The organism is Luteibacter sp. Sphag1AF, from assembly GCF_014192715.1.
Lineage (GTDB): Bacteria > Pseudomonadota > Gammaproteobacteria > Xanthomonadales > Rhodanobacteraceae > Luteibacter.
Map to the genome: position 1 here is coordinate 641,124 of NZ_JACHYH010000001.1, position 19,158 is coordinate 660,281.

The 19,158-nt window shown below is 62.0% G+C and carries 18 protein-coding genes and 1 pseudogene; 12 read left to right on the plus strand and 7 right to left on the minus strand.

What is annotated here, in order from left to right:
• Nucleotides 1–18: 18 nt before the first annotated feature.
• Nucleotides 19–837: an SDR family oxidoreductase gene (locus tag FHW69_RS02955; protein WP_183421516.1), complete on the minus strand. Its 819-nt coding sequence runs from the start codon at nucleotides 835–837 to the stop codon at nucleotides 19–21.
• 181 nt (nucleotides 838–1,018) lie between these two features.
• Between FHW69_RS02955 and FHW69_RS02960 the strand changes: the two genes are divergently transcribed.
• The gene (locus tag FHW69_RS02960) at nucleotides 1,019–1,474 is read left to right on the plus strand and encodes a PA2169 family four-helix-bundle protein (protein WP_183421517.1); all 456 of its coding nucleotides are present in this window, start codon (nucleotides 1,019–1,021) and stop codon (nucleotides 1,472–1,474) included.
• Between the two features lie 161 nt (nucleotides 1,475–1,635).
• Nucleotides 1,636–2,007, plus strand: a complete 372-nt coding sequence (locus tag FHW69_RS02965) for a hypothetical protein (protein WP_183421518.1) — start codon at nucleotides 1,636–1,638, stop codon at nucleotides 2,005–2,007.
• A gap of 96 nt (nucleotides 2,008–2,103) precedes the next feature.
• On the opposite strand, the gene FHW69_RS02970 is transcribed toward FHW69_RS02965, so the two are convergent.
• Nucleotides 2,104–2,643 (minus strand): hypothetical protein, encoded by a 540-nt coding sequence (locus FHW69_RS02970; protein WP_183421519.1) that lies wholly within the window; start codon nucleotides 2,641–2,643, stop codon nucleotides 2,104–2,106.
• Between the two features lie 143 nt (nucleotides 2,644–2,786).
• On the opposite strand from FHW69_RS02970, the gene FHW69_RS02975 reads away from it, so the two are divergent.
• Nucleotides 2,787–3,536: a YdcF family protein gene (locus FHW69_RS02975; protein WP_183422251.1), complete on the plus strand. Its 750-nt coding sequence runs from the start codon at nucleotides 2,787–2,789 to the stop codon at nucleotides 3,534–3,536.
• On the opposite strand, the gene FHW69_RS02980 is transcribed toward FHW69_RS02975, so the two are convergent.
• Complete coding sequence (locus FHW69_RS02980; protein ID WP_183421520.1) at nucleotides 3,531–4,424, minus strand: LysR family transcriptional regulator; 894 nt, start codon at nucleotides 4,422–4,424, stop codon at nucleotides 3,531–3,533. The two genes, FHW69_RS02975 and FHW69_RS02980, sit on opposite strands and share 6 nt — an antisense overlap.
• Nucleotides 4,425–4,746: 322 nt before the next feature.
• Between FHW69_RS02980 and FHW69_RS02985 the strand changes: the two genes are divergently transcribed.
• From FHW69_RS02985 to FHW69_RS03000, 4 genes are all read left to right on the plus strand, one after another.
• Nucleotides 4,747–5,304: an AraC family transcriptional regulator gene (locus FHW69_RS02985; RefSeq protein ID WP_183421521.1), complete on the plus strand. Its 558-nt coding sequence runs from the start codon at nucleotides 4,747–4,749 to the stop codon at nucleotides 5,302–5,304.
• Between the two features lie 194 nt (nucleotides 5,305–5,498).
• Nucleotides 5,499–5,783, plus strand: a complete 285-nt coding sequence (locus tag FHW69_RS02990) for a hypothetical protein (RefSeq protein ID WP_183421522.1) — start codon at nucleotides 5,499–5,501, stop codon at nucleotides 5,781–5,783.
• 77 nt (nucleotides 5,784–5,860) lie between these two features.
• Nucleotides 5,861–6,802 (plus strand): hypothetical protein, encoded by a 942-nt coding sequence (locus FHW69_RS02995; protein WP_183421523.1) that lies wholly within the window; start codon nucleotides 5,861–5,863, stop codon nucleotides 6,800–6,802.
• Nucleotides 6,803–6,817: 15 nt separating this feature from the next.
• A complete protein-coding gene (locus FHW69_RS03000) occupies nucleotides 6,818–7,021 on the plus strand; it encodes a hypothetical protein (protein ID WP_183421524.1) in 204 nt (67 codons plus the stop codon).
• Here the strand turns inward: FHW69_RS03000 and FHW69_RS03005 are convergent.
• Nucleotides 7,018–7,647, minus strand: a complete 630-nt coding sequence (locus FHW69_RS03005; RefSeq protein ID WP_183421525.1) for a homoserine/threonine efflux transporter — start codon at nucleotides 7,645–7,647, stop codon at nucleotides 7,018–7,020. The genes FHW69_RS03000 and FHW69_RS03005 overlap by 4 nt on opposite strands.
• A 171-nt stretch (nucleotides 7,648–7,818) precedes the next feature.
• Here FHW69_RS03005 and FHW69_RS03010 point away from each other — a divergent pair, with 171 nt between their 5' ends.
• Both FHW69_RS03010 and FHW69_RS03015 read left to right on the plus strand, forming a co-directional pair.
• A complete protein-coding gene (locus tag FHW69_RS03010) occupies nucleotides 7,819–9,126 on the plus strand; it encodes a nucleoside transporter C-terminal domain-containing protein (protein WP_183421526.1) in 1,308 nt (435 codons plus the stop codon).
• Between the two features lie 3 nt (nucleotides 9,127–9,129).
• Nucleotides 9,130–9,981 carry a PfkB family carbohydrate kinase gene (locus FHW69_RS03015; protein ID WP_183421527.1) on the plus strand — a complete coding sequence of 284 codons (852 nt, stop codon included), beginning with the start codon at nucleotides 9,130–9,132 and terminating at the stop codon, nucleotides 9,979–9,981.
• Nucleotides 9,982–9,991: 10 nt separating this feature from the next.
• Here the strand turns inward: FHW69_RS03015 and FHW69_RS03020 are convergent, their stop codons facing one another.
• Nucleotides 9,992–10,360 carry a hypothetical protein gene (locus tag FHW69_RS03020; protein WP_183421528.1) on the minus strand — a complete coding sequence of 123 codons (369 nt, stop codon included), beginning with the start codon at nucleotides 10,358–10,360 and terminating at the stop codon, nucleotides 9,992–9,994.
• A gap of 508 nt (nucleotides 10,361–10,868) precedes the next feature.
• Here FHW69_RS03020 and FHW69_RS03025 point away from each other — a divergent pair.
• The 3 genes and pseudogenes from FHW69_RS03025 to FHW69_RS03035 all read left to right on the plus strand — a co-directional run.
• Nucleotides 10,869–12,545 (plus strand): annotated as a pseudogene (locus FHW69_RS03025) (type IV secretory system conjugative DNA transfer family protein); the annotation flags it as partial.
• A gap of 706 nt (nucleotides 12,546–13,251) precedes the next feature.
• Complete coding sequence (locus FHW69_RS03030) at nucleotides 13,252–14,499, plus strand: hypothetical protein (RefSeq protein WP_183421530.1); 1,248 nt, start codon at nucleotides 13,252–13,254, stop codon at nucleotides 14,497–14,499.
• A gap of 15 nt (nucleotides 14,500–14,514) precedes the next feature.
• Entirely contained in the window at nucleotides 14,515–16,236 is a 1,722-nt protein-coding gene (locus FHW69_RS03035; RefSeq protein WP_183421531.1) for a hypothetical protein, read from the plus strand.
• A gap of 68 nt (nucleotides 16,237–16,304) precedes the next feature.
• Here the strand turns inward: FHW69_RS03035 and FHW69_RS03040 are convergent, their stop codons facing one another.
• Nucleotides 16,305–17,918 carry an alpha-L-fucosidase gene (locus tag FHW69_RS03040; RefSeq protein WP_183421532.1) on the minus strand — a complete coding sequence of 538 codons (1,614 nt, stop codon included), beginning with the start codon at nucleotides 17,916–17,918 and terminating at the stop codon, nucleotides 16,305–16,307.
• Nucleotides 17,893–19,089, minus strand: coding sequence for a DNA-binding transcriptional regulator (locus FHW69_RS03045; RefSeq protein ID WP_183421533.1), 1,197 nt, complete (start codon nucleotides 19,087–19,089; stop codon nucleotides 17,893–17,895). The genes FHW69_RS03040 and FHW69_RS03045 overlap by 26 nt, the downstream gene beginning before the upstream one ends.
• Nucleotides 19,090–19,158 lie beyond the last annotated feature (69 nt).

The window sequence follows — 19,158 nt, forward strand, 5'->3', positions numbered from 1 at the left end:
GGGAACGTATGCCATTGGTCACCCCTTGGCGTGCGAGAGCCGGAACTTCCGGCTCTCGCGGCGGACCATGGCCAGCCCCACGGCAGCGGGAAGCAGCTTGAACAGCGCCACCACCACCTTGTTCGGCCAGCCGTTCACGTAAACGACTTTACCCGCCTGAACAGCCTGCCAGCCTTGGCGAACCACGGTACGGGAATCCATCCAGAGTGCTTTCGGCATTTTGGAGACCAGCTCGCGCGAACCGTTGACGTCGTGGAACTCCGAATAGGTGAACCCCGGGCAGAGCGCCGTTACGTTGATGCCTGTGCCATCGGTTTCCAGCGCAAGCGACTGGGAGAAATGCACCAGGAACGACTTGGACGCGCTGTACAACGTATGCCCGGCCGAGCCAGGAATGAGGCCCGCCACCGACGCGATGTTGACGATGCGTCCATATCCGCGCTGCTTCATGCCGGGCAACAGCCGATAAGCCAGCTCAACCGGCGCGGTCGTCATGACCTGGATGAAATCCGCATGCGTCTTCCACGGATTGTCGTCCAGGTAATTGGTAACGCCGTAACCTGCATTGTTGATCAGCACGTCGATGGTCAGGCCTTGTGCATTCAACGCGCCAACCAGTGCTTCCACCGCTTCGGGCCTTGCCAGATCCAGCGGTGCCACCACCGCTTCCACGCCGTGACGTGAGCGCAGTTCGGTTGCCAGTGCTTCCAGTCGATCAGCGCGACGCGCGGTCAATACCAATGCGAAGCCCTGCGCGGCGAGTTCACGCGCGAAAGCTTCACCAATTCCCGACGACGCACCTGTAATCAGAGCGCGACGCGTTGTAGTAGATGTCATGGCAGGAACATCCTTCCTTATGAGGCAGAGGCCAAGTATGCATGTCGCAGACATGAACGGGGACCCCATCGTCATGACGCGTCACACGTCGCATTCACCTCTCCATCTCTTCCCGGACGGAATGCTGGTCGCCTACCCCAACGGCTCGATTCAACGTGAGCCCATCCCAAGGAGCAAACCCATGAGCGCCAACGACCACGACATCAAGATCATGAACGGCCTGATCGAGACGACCATCGACAGCGCCGAAGGTTATGGCGAAGCCGCGAAAGATGCCGAAAACACCCGCTTTGCCGCCGCCTTCCAGCAGCGCGCCGCGGAGCGTCGTCAGGTAGCACAGCGTCTTCAGCAGCAGGTTTCGTCGCTGGGCGGCAAGCCCGAAGATGACGGCACCATCCTGGCTTCGGCACATCGCGTGTTTGTGAGCCTGCGCAAGAGCATCAGCTCCGGCGACACCGCCATCGTTGACGAAGTCGAGCGCGGCGAAGATCACATCAAGGCCAAGTACGAAGACGCACTGAAAGACAACGAACTGACCGCAGGCACGCGCTCGCTGGTCAATGAACTGTTCATCTCGGTGAAGTCGGGCCATGACCAGATGCGCGATCTGAAGCATGCGCTGCACAACAAGGCGTAATCGCTTTGAAAGACGACGTGCGGTAACGCACTGATCGTCGCCATACCCCGGATCACGATCCGGGGTATTTTTTTGCGCGAACGCCTACGTCCAACGGCTGATTGCGCAGCGACTCGTGCCTCGTAACATGCAGACACACGACGCATCATCAGGAGACGTCCATGAGCACGTCATCAGGTCCGCCTGTGCCCGGCAAAGACACGCTCGATCTCATCGTTGACATGCCAGCGGTGCAAAGCCCGCAGGTATTGGATGGAGACACCGTGAGCGTGGCGTCCCTCCCTGGCAGGGGTCTCACGCTGATCGTGCCTGCCAGCGAGTTCGCTGGCCCGAGCCTGCTCAGCGTGACCGCGAACGATTCGTCCAATATCGCTGCCAGCTGGTTCTTCACCAAAGTGGCCAATGAGGTCTACGAACACAACGCATCGGCCGATGAAATAAGCCTGTTCATCGGTCACAGCGTGCTTTGCTCATACGCGATGGCAGGCGGGCACCATAACTCGCAGCTCCTGCGCTTCACCGTGATTGCCTGAGCATGCGTCCAGTGCGGTAGCGAGCGTTCTTCGCTACAGGACCAAAAAAAAACCTGGCCTTTCGGCCAGGTTTTTCATTGCAGGCTGAAACGAAACTTACTGCCCGCCTGATTCCTTCATCAGCGCCTCGATCTGCGCCTTGTGGGAGTCGATGAATGCCACGTTGGCCTGGTTGACCTTGGACGGGTCGATGTACTTGGCCATCTCAGGATCATTCTTGGCCTGCGAGGCCATCACGGCATTGGTGACCGCCAGGTTGGCCAGCAGGAATTCGCGCGGGGTGAAACCGTGCGCCTTGATCAACGGCCCGATGCGCGAATCGGCACCGACAACGGCCGCCGCCAGATCGTCCAGGCTGTGGATCTTGCTGGGGTCCATGCTGCCCTGGTCCGGCTTGATGCCTTTGGCCTTGGCTTCGCGGGACACCGCAATGATGCGGTTGAACACATCGTCGTTGAGGTTGTAGTTCTGAATGGCCTTGCGGTCAGCCTCCGGAATGGCCGATGCCGGGTTGGCCGACGCAGCAGGCGCTGCTGCCGGAGCCTGCTGCGCGAAGGCAGCGACAGGCGCGAAAGCGGCAAGCATCAGCCCGAACGCGGCAGCCGTCCGTGCGGCAGTGGGAAAAGAAAGCTTCACAGGCGACTCCTTGATGGATAGGGGAAAACGATACGACGACCGAGGATAAAGTCGCAAAGGTTAGGTTTGTGTCTTTTTGTTCACGAAACGGACGCTTGATGCTCGCCAGCGACACGTTCGGCCGGTAGGCTCCGCGCATGACCCTGACCCTCGCCCTCATCCTTCTCCTCATCGGCCTCGCATGCCTGTGGGCACACCGTCGCCGCACGGCTGTCACTTTTTTCATCCTGTCCCTCGGATGGGTGTTCGCGGTGGGCTGCGGGCCGGTAGCCGACGGGTTGCTGACCGACCTTCAACGGGGTTTCCCGCAGGAAATCACGCAATGGGGCCAGCACAACGTCATCGTCCTGCTGGGCGCTGGCACCCAGCGCGGCGATCAGGGCACGGTGGAGCCGGGCCTCATGGCCAACGCGCGTATCCTCCGCGCGGCCGAGCTTTATCACGCCTGCAAGGCAACCGGCGCCGTGTGCAGGCTGGAAGTCAGCGGCGGCGACGCCGCCGGGCTCAAGCAATCGGAAGCCGCGGTCTACAGCCGGACACTGATTGCCCTGGGCGTCACCGATACCGATCTGCTGGCCGAGTCGCGCAGCATGAACACCTTCCAGAATGCCGAATTTACCAAGCCGCTCCTGGCGGCCCTGCAAGCGGACAAGGTGGTTCTGGTGTCCTCGGCCACGCATCTGCGCCGGGCCACGCTGTACTTCGCGCATTTCGCCATCAACGTGGAACCGGTGCGTGCCGACTATCTGGGCATCCGCTACGACTGGCTGCCCCAACCGTTCAACATGGCGATGGCGGACGTGGCGCTGCACGAATACGTCGGCATCGCGCGCTACCGTTTCTACAACGTCATGGGCTGGAACCCACCCGCGACCCCGCGAGCGGCGTCATAACTTGCCGCGCAGCCGCTCGCTCACGTAATCCAGAAAATGCGTGATGCGCGAGGCCAGCTGGGTGTTGCGGTAGTACACCGCGTGCACCGGCTGACGGACGTCCACCGTATGTTCCGGCAACACCGGCACGAGGATTCCACGCGTCACGTCCTCGCGCGACATCCACTCAGACAGACACGCAATGCCCTGCCCCGCGATGGCCAGCTGGCGGATCGTTTCACCGCTGGACGCTGCAATGGATGGCCGAACGTGCCACTCGTCCGCATGTTCCTGACGGATCGGCCAGCGGTTGAGCGAATCGGGCTGGGTGAACCCAAGCAGCGTGTGCGAACGCAAATCGTCGGGCACCTGCGGCGTACCCTGTGCCGCCAGATACCCAGGGCTGGCCAGAATGCGCAGCCGACTGGCGCCCAGCGGGCGCGCATGCAATGTGGAATCGCGCAACGGCCCCACACGAATGGCCACGTCGGTGCGGTGTTCCAGCAGGTCGATCACGTGATCGCTGGTGGCCAGTTCCAGTTCGATGCCCGGAAACGCTTCGCGAAATCCGGCAACGATGGGGACGATCACATGCAGCATGAACGGCGCGGCGGCATCGATGCGCAGACGTCCGGCCGGCATCTGCCTGCGCGCAGACATCTCCTGCTCCGCTTCATCCATCGCATGCAGCACGGCGCGTGCGCGCTCAAGGAAGAACACGCCTTCCTCGGTCAACTCAAGGCGACGGGTGGTACGCCGCATGAGGGTGGTTTCCAGCTTCTCTTCCAGCCGCCCCAGCGCCCGACTGACCGCCGACACGGTCTGCTGCAATTGATCGGCTGCCGCCGTCATCGAGCCGCTGTCCACGACCGTGACGAATGCCAGCAGTTCTTCAAGCGTGGCCTTCATATGTAACGCATGACATCCGGGTGACGAGGCCACCGATGTTACACGTCCGGCTCAGGACGATGGATGCCCTCCGGAACGACGGCCAAAGGGAAAAATTACGGAAGACAGGGGAGCCCCCGGAAAGCTACACCGGTCACATGCGCTGCGGGCCAGGGGTTGACGCCACGCATGCACGGCCCACGACTTTCATGCCTTCCGATGAGTTGTTCAAGCCCGTCCGGGAGCCCACCTCATCCTTTCGTAGCATTCAGCTTTTCATCCAACAGGCATAGTCTGCTCATCGAAAGGGGAACACGTAGCCACTATCGGGAGTTTTCGGACCATGCGTCATGACACGACCCTTGTTGCAGGCACCCGGAAAGACACCTGCACGGCCCCGGCCACACCTCATGTCACGCATCTGCTGGAACGTGCGCTGCATGCCGTGACCCACGACATTTCCACGACCCGGGCCTGCGTGGCCCAGGTGGCCGCACTGCTCCATGAAGCGGCGGCCGCGCCCGGGGCCACCTCGTCGCCGCGCGAGCGTCGCCGTACCGGGGCTGGCCTTGCGCCATGGCAGGCCAGCCGCGTGGCCGCCCACGTGGACGAACACCTGGGCTTTTCCATCACCATCGATCAGCTGGCTACACTCGTGAATCTCAGCAGCAGCTATTTCTGCCGCGCCTTCAAAGACAGCTTCGGCGAGCCCCCGCACGCGTACATCATGCGACGCCGGGTGGAGCGCGCCCAGCTCATGATGCGCAGCACGCGCGAACCCTTGAGCCAGATCGCCCTGGCCTGCGGCCTTTCCGATCAGGCCCACCTGTGCAACCTGTTTCGGCGCCTTGTGGGCACCAGTCCCAGCCACTGGCGTCGGGCGCAGTGCGTGGAAGCATGAATAGCGGAACTTGAAAATGGTCAGAAAGTCGAAAGGAAAACGACAGATGGTTACGGTAGAAAATTAACGACATCGCTGCCCGCACGGCAAAAACCTGCGGTCAACTTCACGTGGAAGGGACGCGTTAGCTGTAGAGAAGGCCCCGCACTCTGGCCCGGCTTCCATGCAACAAGCTCACACGACGAGGTGATCCCATGCCCACGGCCGTTCTCAGTTCCCGGGACCACGCGAAAGCGTCGCCCTCCCCGTCACCGGATCGTCTGCACACTGCGCGCACCTGGGAAGTTCTTGAAGCTGCATCGCGCATCGAGCCGGACAAGGACGCCGTACTGGCCTGGTACCGCGACGACCCCATTGCATCACTTGACCAGTTGACCGCGCAGACGCTGGTAGCCAGCGGACGCCATGACGACGTGCTGGCGTTCCTTGCCGGTACCGGTGCCGAACCGGCTCCGAAGCACCGGTGGGCCGCCTTCTGAACACTTCCGCCCCGGGCTGCCCACGGAGCAACCTCACGGGTTAGAGTGTCCGCACACTTCAGGGAAGGGTGCGCCGCGTGTCGATCGACGAAGCCCACAATGTGGAACGCGACGAGCGGATGACCGCCGAGCGGGCCTATGAACTCTTCTGGGCCGACCTGCTGGCGGCATCGGCGACCTTCCGTTGCGTGGGCAGCCAATGCACGGCGCCGCTGATCTGCGCGTGCATCGACAAGCCCGCGCAGACCCTTCGCGTACGCCCGTACTTCCGGTCGCGCCGCATCGAGGACCACGCAGCCGAATGCGAGGTGCTGCTCGGCGCGCGTCCCTCGAAAGATGGCCCCCGGACGCCAGCGGCGGATGTCTTCGAGCTGGAGCGGCCCGCCGACCATTTCAACAGCCCGGTCGCCACCACACCCTCGGTCGCCACATCGACGCGCGCGCCTGCCGTCCGCGCACCATCGGGTGGCGTGCGTACCCAGGCCAGTCACTACTACCGGCTGTCGTCCGTCGTGCAGAAGTTCCTGGAACACCGCCGCGACCAGACGCTGGCCGAGGCAACCGTGGCCATCGGCGGAGAAACGTCCACCTATGAGGCCGTGTTCCGCAACGTGTACCGGCAGAAAGTCGAAGACGTGGCTGGCGTGCGCGCCATCTGGTGGGGCACGGCGTACGTGCAGCGGCTGAAGAAAGAAAACGGCTACTTCATCCGCTTCACCCGCCCCTTCCGCATGGGCGAGAAGGAAGCGAAGCCGACGATCACCCTCGGCGAGAAGCTGATTGAGGCCTATCCCGTGCGCAAGTTGCTGCGCGCGCGGCTGGACAAGCTCATTGCCGATTCGGGCGGCTACTGCGTCGTCTTCGTCTGGGCCAAACCCTGGACGCCACCGGCCGACAGCAGCGAGGCGTTCGTGCGCTTCTACGTCAACAATCCCGACCATCTGGACGTGCGCGGGCCCGAAGTGCTTGAAGAATTGAAGCAGACCTCACGCATCGTGCGCCCGGCCATCACGTCCTGACGGTAAGCTGCCTGCATGACGACACCCGAGCCCGTCCGGAAGCCACGACGCTGGCATCGCCTGCACTATGCCCGCCGTCCGCCCGACGCATCGCATGAATTCAGCGATGCCGACTATGACGGCGGCAACGCCTCGGGCATGCCCTATCTGCGCCACACCCTGATGATTGGCGCGGCCATCATCGTGGTGGTTGTGGTGGTGCGCTGGCTGATCGCTTAAATCGCGCGCCGCGCAAAAATCAGGTGCAGGCCAAACAGGCCGAAGAATACGCCCGCGCCGCCGTCGATCCAGCGGCTGGCCCGCACATAGCCCCGGCGCATGGCGGGAAGCGCAAATACGGCGGCCACCACGGTGAACCAGAGGAAGGTTTCGACCGTCACCAGGGTCCACAGGCCCCAGCGCATCGTGGCATCCACGCCCTCACCCAGGAACGCCGAGAAGATGCTGGCGAAGTACACGGCCGCCTTCGGGTTGGCCAGGTTGGTGAAGAGGCCACGGCGCAGCGCCACCAGGGGACTTGAGCCGCGCAGATCCACGCGCGGCGCCTCGGCGGTGACCGGGGCGCGCAGCGCGCCGCGCAGCATCTGGAACGCCATCCACAGAAGATACAGACCACCGCAGATGGTGATGGTCCGCTCCAGCCAGACCAGCCGGTGAAGCACGAGCTGAAGGCCCAGCAGCGCCAGAGCGGCCCATACCGCCACGCCCAGCGCGATGCCCAGCACCCCGAACATCGCCTCCTTCCGGGACCGGCTGGCGGCCAGCTGCGACACGAAGAAGAAATCCGGGCCCGGCGTGACCAGAGCGACGATCTGCACAACAGCGATGGTGAGGAGGAGATTCATGGGTAGGGTCCGGCGGGGGAGTGAAAGCCTAACCGTCTGATGACATTGAGTAAATGTCTTACCCGACGGAATCTCGCCGCAGTGCGCCTTGCCCGGCCCCGCCCGGTCCTCTAACCTGCCGCGATTTAAGCGGTCACGGGGTTGTCCCCGACCTTCTATGGGGATTCTCTGATGCTGGGTCTGCTAGGCCACGTTTTGTTTGGCCTGTTCGGTTTGGCGGTGCTCGTGAGCATCGCGTTCCTGTTCTCGAACAACAAGCGCGTCGTCGACTGGAAACTGGTCGCCACGGGTATTGCGCTTCAGATCTGCTTTGCGGCAGTCGTGCTCAAGGTGCCGCTGGGCCGTGACGTCTTCGACGCCATTGCGACCGGCTTCGTGCGCCTGCTCGATTACGTGGACGTGGGCTCGCGTTTCATCTTCGGCAGCCTGCTGGACAGCTCGAAGTTTGGCGTGATCTTCGCCGTGAAGGTCCTGCCGACCATCGTCTTCTTCGCCTCGCTGACCGGTGTGCTCTATCACCTGGGCGTGATGCAGCAGATCGTCAAGGCCATGGCATGGGTCATCACCAAGGTGATGCGCGTGTCCGGTGCCGAGACCACCAGCGTGTGCGCCAGCGTGTTCATCGGCCAGACCGAAGCCCCGCTGACCATCAAGCCGTACATCGAGCGCATGACCCAGGCCGAACTCATGACGGTCATGATCGGCGGCATGGCGCACATCGCCGGCAGCGTGATGGCCGCTTACGTGGCCATGCTGGGCGGTGACGACCCGGTGCAGCGCATGTTCTACGCCAAGCACCTGCTGACGGCCAGCGTCATGGCCGCCCCGGCAACCATCGTGCTGGCCAAGATCCTCGTTCCGGAAACCCAGGAACCGCTGACCCGCGGCACCGTGAAGATCGACGTGGAACGCACCACCGCCAACGTCATCGACGCCGCCGCCACGGGCGCGGGCGATGGCCTGAAGCTCGCCATGAACGTGGGCGCCATGCTGCTGGCCTTCATCGCGCTGATCGCCCTCATCAACGGCCCGGTACAGTGGCTTGGTACGGTCGGCGGCCCGGATGCCAGCATCAACCACTGGCTGACCGGCCTGACCGGCCATGAGGTCCACCTCAGCCTCGAAACCATTTTCGGCTGGGTGCTCTCGCCCATCGCCTGGCTGATCGGCGTGCCCTGGCAGGACGCGACCCTCGTGGGCAGCTTCATCGGCCAGAAGGTCGTCATCAACGAATTCGTGGCCTATGCGGACCTGGCCAAGCATCTGGACCAGCTGCTGCCGGAAAGCCGCCTGATCGCCACGTATGCGCTGTGCGGCTTCGCCAACTTCTCGTCCATTGCCATCCAGATTGGTGGCATTGGTGGCCTGGCCCCGAACCGTCGCGCCGACCTTGCCCGCCTTGGCCTGCGCGCTGTGCTGGGTGGCTCCATCGCCACGTTCATGACCGCGACCATCGCGGGCGTGCTCGAACGATTCTGATCCGTGACCGGTGTCCGGCTGGTCGTCCTTGGCGGCTACAGCGAGGAACAGGTGTGGCAGGCCAATGACCTGCCCCACCCTGGCGAGCCCACCCTTGCCACCGCCTTTGCCCGCCGTCCTGGCGGCAAGGCATTCCATCAGGCGGTAGCGGCAGCCCACGCAGGCGTCGCTACCGGTCTGATCGCCGCCATCGGCGACGACCTGATTGATCCGGAAGGCATCCCTTTCAACGTGCTTGCCCGCTGGCAGATTTGCCAGGGGGCGCATACCGCGCGCGCCGCCGTCATCCAGGATGGCCACGGGCATGAGCTGCGCACGCTGGCACCGGGCGCCAGCGATCTTCTGACGCCGGACTTCGTACAAGCCCAGGACGATCTGTTCGCGCAGGCGCGCGTGGTGCTGGTATCAACGCAAACTCACATCGACGCCGTCGCCACCGCGCTGGACATGGCCGCCTCGCGCCGATTGCTTGGCATGCTGGACGCCGGGCCCCTGCATGCGGAACTCACGGTACGCGAACTGTCCAGCACCGATGTGCTGCTGACCGATGTGTATGAATTCACCGCGCTGTGCGCACGCTTCCTCAATATCGACATCGCCGCGACAGCGGTCACCGGCATGGACGACACCACCATCAACGCCCTCGCGCGCCGGCTATGCGCCGGCACGGTCGTGGTGTCGCTCAACGCCGGGGCATGTCTGGTGTCGCACGGCGTGGACCTGCGCGGCGACGACCTGCCCTGCTATCGCGTACAGGCCTGCGCACTGGGCGACACCTTCAAAGGCACCCTGGCCGCCCGCCTCGTGGAACCGGGCCCCTTCCGCCATGCACTGATGGCTGCCTGCGGCGGATAATTCCGCGGCCTCAAGCCGGGTCTTTCTGCACATCGTGTGGAAGCGGGCTGGCTGGCGATTCGGTCGTAACAGGGCAACCCATCTTCCCGAACGGGCCGGCCTTCAGTATCGCCAGCGCTTCGGCCGGAATGAACTGAACCTTGCTGCGCCAGATGGCCGTGATCGGCGGCCTCGATTCGTTCAACAGCCGCTGCACCATGTGCGTGGTGCGCGCCCACGTCGCCGGATCAACGTCCGCTTCAGCGGCATGCGACATCAGGTCGAGAACCGCTACCGCATCGCTGAGGCGCATGAAGATGGCCTCGTGCAGTTTGTCGTTGCTGAGTTCCACATCGTTATGGCACGACGGACAGGGGATGGTCTGATCGGACGGATTCATGGCGGCTCCATTACCTCGAAGGTCCGCCCCCTGCGATGTAGGGTGGCGGACGTGTCGGGGTAGAAAACCGGTCGTACAACCAAACCCGGCCAGGCACGAGGCCTGCCCGACACGCCCGCCATAAAGGCGTTCGCATGCACGCAGGCGGCGAACCGCCTGCGTGGTTGTACGAATCGGGTTTCTACGCCCGGCCGCCGAGGATTCGGCGACGAGGGAAGCATCCCGACTCGCCGCAGGCGTAGCCATCCGATTATTCCGAAAAAATCGTCGGAATTATTTGAGAGCGCTGAATCGGCGATGCAACACGCATCGCTGGTATGCGATGAGTCAATTCGTAACGACACCGCACGCACGACAACACGATCAACAGAAAACACCTACACAAGAAAACGCCGCCAAACCCTTGCGCTTAGCCGTTCCAGACGATTGCGTATGACACGCGCGGTCGTTCAACACGATGCACTGTGGCTAGACTCCGCACACCCAACAGGCACGGAGCGCCGCGCAAGTGAACTACCCATGGAAAGCTGTCTGCGCGATAGCGCTGCTTCTGGCGGCCATCGTCGCCGGCGCCTATGCGTCAGGCTATCTTCTGCTCGTTGTCATCAACGCAGACATACCGCTGACCTTCCGCGTCTGGTGGGATAGCTACCGGGACGCGCAACTTCCCGAATACAAACACTTCCGCCTGAAGGTCTACATCGCGGGCATCGTGGGTTTTGGTTTGCCACTCTTTGCATGGGTGTGTTGCCTGATGCCGCTACTGAAGGCCAGGCCCCGCTCACTTCACGGTGACGCACGCTTCGCCGGTCTTCGGGATCTGAAGAAAAGCCGTCTGCTTGCCGAGTCGCCCAACGGCATCATCGTGGGCAAGTTCGGTCGCAAGCTGATTCGACTGAGCGGACAGCAGTTCGCCATCCTTGCCGCACCCACCCGTTCGGGCAAAGGCGTGGGCGTGGTGATTCCGAACCTGCTGGACTATCAGGAATCCGTCGTGGTGCTGGATATCAAGCAGGAGAACTTCCAGCTCACCAGCGGCTGGCGCAAAGCGCAGGGCCATGAGGTGTACCTGTTCAACCCGTTCGCCGAAGACGGGCGCACCCATCGCTGGAATCCACTCAGCTACGCGTCGCCGGACCCATCGCTTCGCATCGCCGATATCCAGGCCATAGCCGCGATGTTGTATCCGGACGCGGGCGAGGCACAGAAATTCTGGGTCAACCAGGCACGCAATGCGTTCATGGCGTTCGCGCTCTATCTGTATGAAAGCTACGACAGGGAAATCACCCTGGCACTGCCCACCTCCACGCACCGGTTTCCGACACTGGGCGAGATCTATCGACTCTCCTCGGGAAATGGCAGCGACCTGCGCAAGCATATCGAAACCCTGCGCAACAGCGATTTTTTGAGCAAGGAGGCCCAAGGCGCCTTCAACAACCTGCTGTCGCAGGCCCGAGACACCTTTTCCTCCATCATGGGAAGTTTCAAGGCGCCGTTGAATGCCTGGATCAACCCGGCACTGGATGCCGCCACCAGCGGAAACCACTTCCGGCTCACCGACGTGCGCAGAAAGAAGATGACGATCTATATCGGCATCCAGCCCAACAAGCTCGCCGAAAGCCAGTTGATCGTCAACCTGTTCTTCAGCCAGCTCATCAACGAGAACACGCGCGAGCTTCCGCAAAACGACGCAACGCTGAAACATCAGTGCCTGCTGCTGATGGACGAGTTCACCTCCATCGGGAAGATCGACATCCTGGCCAGAGCCGTGTCCTACATGGCCGGCTACAACCTGCGCCTTCTGCCCATCATCCAGAGCATGGCCCAGCTGGATGCGACCTACGGCAAAGACATATCCCGCACCATCATCACCAACCACGCGCTACAGATCATCTACGCGCCACGCGAACAGAACGACGCAAACGACTATTCCCAGATGCTCGGATACACCACCGTATCGAGAGACACGATCTCACGCGGCGAAGCAGGACCATCACGCACACGCACCGAAGAGCGCCGCGCGTTGATGCTGCCCCAGGAACTGAAAGCCCTGGGCACCGACAAGGAAGTGATTCTTTACGAAGGCATCGCCCACCCCGTGCGCTGCCAGAAGATTCGCTACTACCAGGACAAGCGATTCACCGCACGCCTGCTTCCCCCCGTAGAAGTGGCGGCACTCACCATGGAGAGGCCTATGCCCATCGGTAAAAAGACCATCGCCGTCGCCGCCGTCGCAGGACTGGCCGTGGCAGGGTTGTCAAAAGCATCAACGCAACCCCCGGCACCGCCCGTCCCGGCTATTGAGGCCACGACGGAAACACCACCCCCGCCCTCAGCCAGTGACGTGGCCGAGCAAGCGGCGACGCGCTTTCTCGACTTTGTTGCTGGGTTGAGTCGTACGGCGGATATCACGCAGGCAGCGATGGAGCGTGCGTTCGATTCTCCACTGAACGAAGTTCGACCTGGTACGTACCTTGCCAAGCGTGCGGTGAGTGAAGGCTGGACTTACACCGTCGCGTACCGAGCGCCCAAGACGGATACAAAAACCGGTTTCGCTTTGCGCTTCTACAACAAAGATCTCACTACTGACCCAACGCCTGTCTGTGTCTTGGATCTGGAACGAATCCGCTCTGCACTCATTCCCCGTGGATTCAAGGAATGGACAGAGCCTCGGCATCACGGAGGCATCAGCTCATGGAACTTCGAGAAGGGAGACCTCGTTGTCTCCATCATGTCCAGTGACTTTACGGTTGATGCCAACGACCGGGAATGCATTCTTCTAGTGCAAACCTTCGACGTAAGGTAATCAAAGGAATTCGCTATGCCAAGGACACATCAGGCGCTCGATAGCGCCTCCCTGCAACTCGCCATACAGGGAGAGGCCTATGCCAATGGATAACAAAACAATCACCCCCGTCGCTATGGCAGCGATGGCAGTGGCAGGGCTTTCGCAAGCATCTACAAAGATCCCTGCACCGCCTGTACTGGACAGTCGGGCCACGTCGAACACACCACCATATCCCCCTGCCAGTGACGTGGCCGAGCAAGCGGCGACGCGCTTTCTCGACTTTGTTGCGGGGTTGAGTAGTACGGCGGATATCACGCAGGCCGGTATGGAGCGTGCGTTCGATTCTCCACTGAATGAAGTTCGACCTGGTACGTACCTTGCCAAGCGTGCGGTGAGTGAAGGCTGGACTTACACCGTCGCGTACCGAGCGCCCAAGATGGATACAAAGCCCGGTTTCGCTTTGCGCTTCTACAACAAAGATCTCACTGCTGACCCAACGCCTGTCTGTGTCATGGATCTGGATCGAATCCGCTCTGCACTCATTCCCCGCGGATTCAGGGAATGGATGGAGCCTATGATGATAGGAGGACTGAGCTCATGGAACTTTGAAAAAGGGGGTTTGGTTGCCATGATCCTGTCCAAGGATCTTTCAACCGATAGCCATGACAGGGAGTGTGTACTGTTGGTGAAAACCCGCGATAGTCCCTCCTTGCAACTCAACAGGCATGGAGAAGACTCTGAGATGGCCATCGCAACGATGGCGGCATGGGCGCGCGAAGAAAGGGAGGGATGGGCGGCCGCAGGACTGGCGACAGCCTCGGACCAGACGACTCAGGAAGTCTCCGCAAAGCCGGTGATGCTTCAAGCCCCTGCAAGAGCAGAAACGGCTGAGCAAATTGTCGCCCAGTTCCTGAGCTTTGTTGCCGGAGTGAACGGCACCGCCGACATTACGCAGGACACCGTGGAAGAAACATTTCGCGTCAAACTGATTCGTAACAATCAAGACAGTTACTACGCGCTTCATCCGTTAACCGACCCAGGAAGCTGGAGATACTCCCTTGGATATCAACCTCCCAGCGCCACAACCAAACCGGGTGTGACCCTCGGCTTTTTCAATGATGTGCCATCCGCCGATCCAGCGCCTGTCTGTGTCATGGATCTGGAGCGATTCCGCTCTGCGCTCATCCCCCATGGATTCAAAGAGTGGACGGAGCCCGAACATCACGGAGGCATCAGCTCATGGAACTTCGAAAAAGGGGACTTGGTTGTCATGATCCTGTCCACAGATTTTTCAACCGATAGCCATGGCAGGGAATGTGTGCTGTTGGTGCGAACCCGCGACTTGAAATAAACAAAGGAAATCACTATGCCAAGGACAAATCAGGCGCTGGATAGCGCGCTCACGCAGCTTGAGAACCAACCGAATGTGTCGCCCGGACAGATGGAGCAATTCAGGTCGACGCTAAAAGCAGACAAGGCCCTTCTTACGTCATTGAATGCCGCCGCAGCCTCCGGTGCGGTAAAGCACTTTGCCGTGCAGTCCGCTGACGGACAAGCCATCCCCACCGGGTACTTCGACCTCACGAGCGGTACAGTCACCCTGCCGGCAAGCTCGTTCACCCCTCCCACCACGCGGCCATCCGCCGACCTTCGGGCCGTGTTGCGCATCCAGTCGATGGTGGTCGCTCTCGCCTCAAGGCAGTACGAAGACGAGACAGAAACAAAGCGGCTGCCCTGTGCGGAAATGATCCATAACCTGCAAGACACGTTGAACAGCTCTCCCCATCTGGCCGCCGAGCTCAAAAGGGCCGCCACCACCTACGCACAAGACAACACCGCTCCCATGATCCTGGAGTCGTTCCAGATTCTGGGGCGCCGCGCCGGCGTCGGCGGAAGCTATGACAGTGAGCACCGTGCCCTGAACCTTCCGGGCGCCTCGCTTGTCGTCAAAGGACCCCATCACCGGCAGGGAAGTTACCGGCCCCATGACCTGACATTTGTGATCGGTCACGAGGTACAGCATGGCTTCAACAGCGCCGCCACCGCCAGGGCAGTCAGAACGTTTGGTAACGACGTTCAGAAGGTCGCGTCCACCCGGGAAGAGGCACACGACTATACGCAGATCGTCGGGCGCTTCATTCAGTCGAGCAGAGACGACGAGGCGAAAGCAGAAATTGCTGGATGGAATGCGCTTCATAGTCGTGTCCAGCAATCCAGCCCGGACGCGACACTCAATGACATATATGTTTCGGCACGCGGTCGGGCGGAAGATTTCTTGAAGCAGGGAGAGAATGACGACTACGTTCCCCGAGCAAACATCCACCTCAACCCCGACCTGTCGATGCCCTTCACCCCCACCAACATCGCGGGCATGGGCGAAAACTATTTCAACCGCCCGAGCCCGTTGCACAAACAACCCGACGACACGCGGCAGGTGATGACGCTGGGCACCAAAGGCGTAGGCGACTATCCGGACTTTTACGGGAACTGGGCCGTGAAGATCATCGCGGAGGCGGAACAGAAGAGCCCGACCGTTCACGGCAAGAAACCGGAGGTGCAGATCAACATGGAGCACCTGGGCCTGCATGAAGATGTCATCGAGCCACTGGGCCTCGGTCTCCCCTCGATGCGATCGCTTCCGTATGCCGATACCAGCCGGTCGCCCGCGTCGCGGAGCCACTTCGATCACACGCTGGATGGTCCGCACCAGTTTTCGCATGTTCCCGAGTCACCCATCAGCCCGCGACCCGCCCCGTTGATGAACTCCGCGCTGCACCGCGAACTCCGCGACGCCTTGCCCGCCGAGACCTCGCCCGACCGCCTGGCGCAAATTGCGTGGGCGGTAAAGAAAGGCGGCATCGAAGCAGGACATATCCGCACGATGGATATCGAAGGCGAAAGACTGATGCTCACCGGCCTGACCCCCGGCACCCACGCCGTCATCGACCTCAGTACGCCACCACCGCCCGCACTGGAAAGCGACAACCATTTCCATGCGCTCGTTGAACGACAGATGCAGAGGGACCTGGAGCGGCAACACGAACTGAGCCAGGAGCTACGTGGCCCGTCCATGTCGCTTTGCCGGTAGGCACGTATCGCGACGAGATGATGATGCCACCGGTATGCGAGCACCGCGCGACGGTGCCCGCATACCGGTCAACGATCCAGCCGGAAGACGTACGCATACTGTCCCAAGGCTTTGGCGGGCAACGTCAGGTGAAGGCCATCGTCCTGCTGTCGCGCGTCCACTGCCTTGCCTCCGGCCAGCATCGTCACGCTTCGCACATGGTCATCCGCGCGAATGGAGTGGATGACCAGCTTCCCTTCCGCAGGCCATCCCAGCGCAATGGCGTACAGCACGCCAGCGCGCTCCGTGAAACGGATGTCCTGCGCGGTGAACGGTTTCGCCTTGCCCTCCTGCATGGTGCCGGACACGTTCTGCGTGGGACCTTCGCCGAACACGCGCCAGGGCTTCGATGCGTAGATCGCATCTCCATTGACCTTCAGCCACTGGCCGATGGCGAGCAGCGTTGCGCGCTCCTGCGTTGAAATGCTGCCGTCCGCCTTCGGCCCCACGTTGAGGAGCAGGTTGCCGTTCTTGGCAACCACATCCACCAGGGTATGCACGATGGTCTCGGGAGACTTGTACGTGTCACCCACCACGTAGCTCCATGAGGCATTGCCGATGGACGTATCGGTCTGCCAGTGCGTGGGATGGATGCCGTCGAGCTGACCACGCTCCACGTCAAGCGTGCCCGCTCCCTCCGGCAGCGCGCCCAGCTTGTAATCCAGCACCACGCCACCGCGTGCCGCGCCATCGTTGTAGTAGTACGCGAGCAACGGCGGCAAAGAATTGCGGAACGTGGGATGCCCCATCCACCAGTCGAAGTAGATCAGGTCCGGGTGGTAGCGCTCCACGATTTCCGCCGTGCGCGCCGTCCAGTCGTCGAGCCATGCCTGCGACACATAGGTCCAGTCGGAAGCCAGATCCAGATCGCCCTTCGTCACCACATGGGTGTGCGCAGGCCCATAAAAATCCGCATAGCGCGGGTCGTTCACGTCCGACGCGATGGTGCGTCCGTTATCGAAAAACCAGTCGTGTTCCGCGCGGTGTGACGACAGACCCAGATGCATGCCCTCCGCGCGGATGGCCGACGCAAGCTCGCCGACGACGTCACGATGCGGCCCCATCTTCACCGCCGTCCAGTCCGACAGCTGGCTGTCGTACATCGCAAAGCCATCGTGATGCTCGGCCACGGGAACCACATAGCGCGCACCCGCGTCATGGAACAGCTTTGCCCAATCCTTCGGATCAAAGCGCGGCGCGGTGAAACGCGGAATCAGATCCTTGTAGCCGAACGTGTCCTGGGTGCCGAAAGTCGCCACATGGTGAGCGAACTCCGGAGTGCCCGGCTTGTACATGTTGCGCGAGTACCACTCGTTGCCGAACTCCGGCACGGTATAAATGCCCCAGTGCACGAAAATACCGAACTTCGCATCCTCGTACCAACCCGGCGCGCGATACCCCTGCAACGACGCCCAGTTGGCACGGAACGGCCCCGTCGCGGCGCCCTGGGCTACCCGGGCGAGAAGTCGCTGACGCTCTGCATCAAATCGCGCCCCTGACTTCTGCCACGTGGCATCCATGCTGGCCGGATCAACCCTGCCTGCCGTGGGCGCCGTGGCCTGCGCCTGCGCACCACCTGCAACCAGCAGCGAAGCCACGACGGCCGCGCGCAGTGAATCAATGACCGAGACGGGCAAGCGCATGCTGTTTTTCCTGATAGGCCTTCGGCGTGCAGCCGAGTTCGCGACGAAAGACGGTGTAAAGGTATTGCACGGAGGTGAAGCCACAGCGGTGCGCGATCTCGGCGTAGTTCACGTCGCCGGATGCCAGCATGGCCTGGGCACGCTCGATCTTGTGCCGCAGGATTTCCTGGTGAACGCTGCGTTTCAGCCCGAGGCGGAAGTGTTCTTCCAGCAGTGAGCGCGATACGCCGACGTAATCGGCGACCTGTTCGGTCTTGATGCCAAGGCATCCGTACTGGCGGATGTATTGCAGGGCGCGCATCACGTGCGGACTGCGCACCGGCTGGTGACGGCTGGACGCGGCCACTTCGATGCCATCGGGCGGCACCACGATGCGTGCCTCGCGGCGGTCCTGCCCCTGCAACATGCCGTGCAGCCATTCGGCAGCGGTGCGTCCCATCTGCACGGTGCCCTGGCGGATCGAGGTCAGCGGAATGCGGCAAAGCGTACGCGCCAGCGGATCGCTGTCGATGCCTACGATGGCGATTTCTTCGGGTACCGCGATGTCCGCCATCATGCAGGCCTGGATCACCTGCCGCGCGCGCGCATCGGTCACGGCCACCAGGCCCACCGGCTTGGGCAATTCGCGAAGCCAGGCGATCAGCGCTTCGGTCGCCTCACTCCAGCCGGCCGCGCTGGTGGCGTGCCCGCGATAGATGCGTGACGGCATCTGGTCGTAGCTGACGGTGGCCGAAAAGATCCGCTCCCGTTCCTGCGCCCAGCGGCTGGCCGGTGATTCGGGCAGGGAATACAGCGCGAAATTGCGCAGGCCCTGGCCCATCAGATGTTCGTACCCCATGCGGATCAGCCGCGCATTGTCCGTCGCAACGTATGGCAACGCGGCGGGATAACGCGATGCGTCGGTGTACGAGCCACCCACCGCCACCACGGGGATGTTCACCCCGGCCAGTGCCTCGGCAACCTGGGGATCGTCATAGTCCGCGATGATCCCGTCACCGCCCCAGTCACTGAGGCCGTGGAGGCGCGCGCGAAAATCCTCTTCGAGAAACAGGTCCCAGGTCACCCGCGTCGAGGCGAGGTAAGCACCCACTCCCGCAATGACCTGGCGGTCGTAAACCTTGTTGGCATTGAACAAAAGTGCGATGCGATGCACGCCAGCCGATTCGGCCATCAGTCCCCCTCCCTCCCTTTGAAGCCGCACTCTGGCTTGCCTGTGATGGTGAAAACTACAGGCGATGGC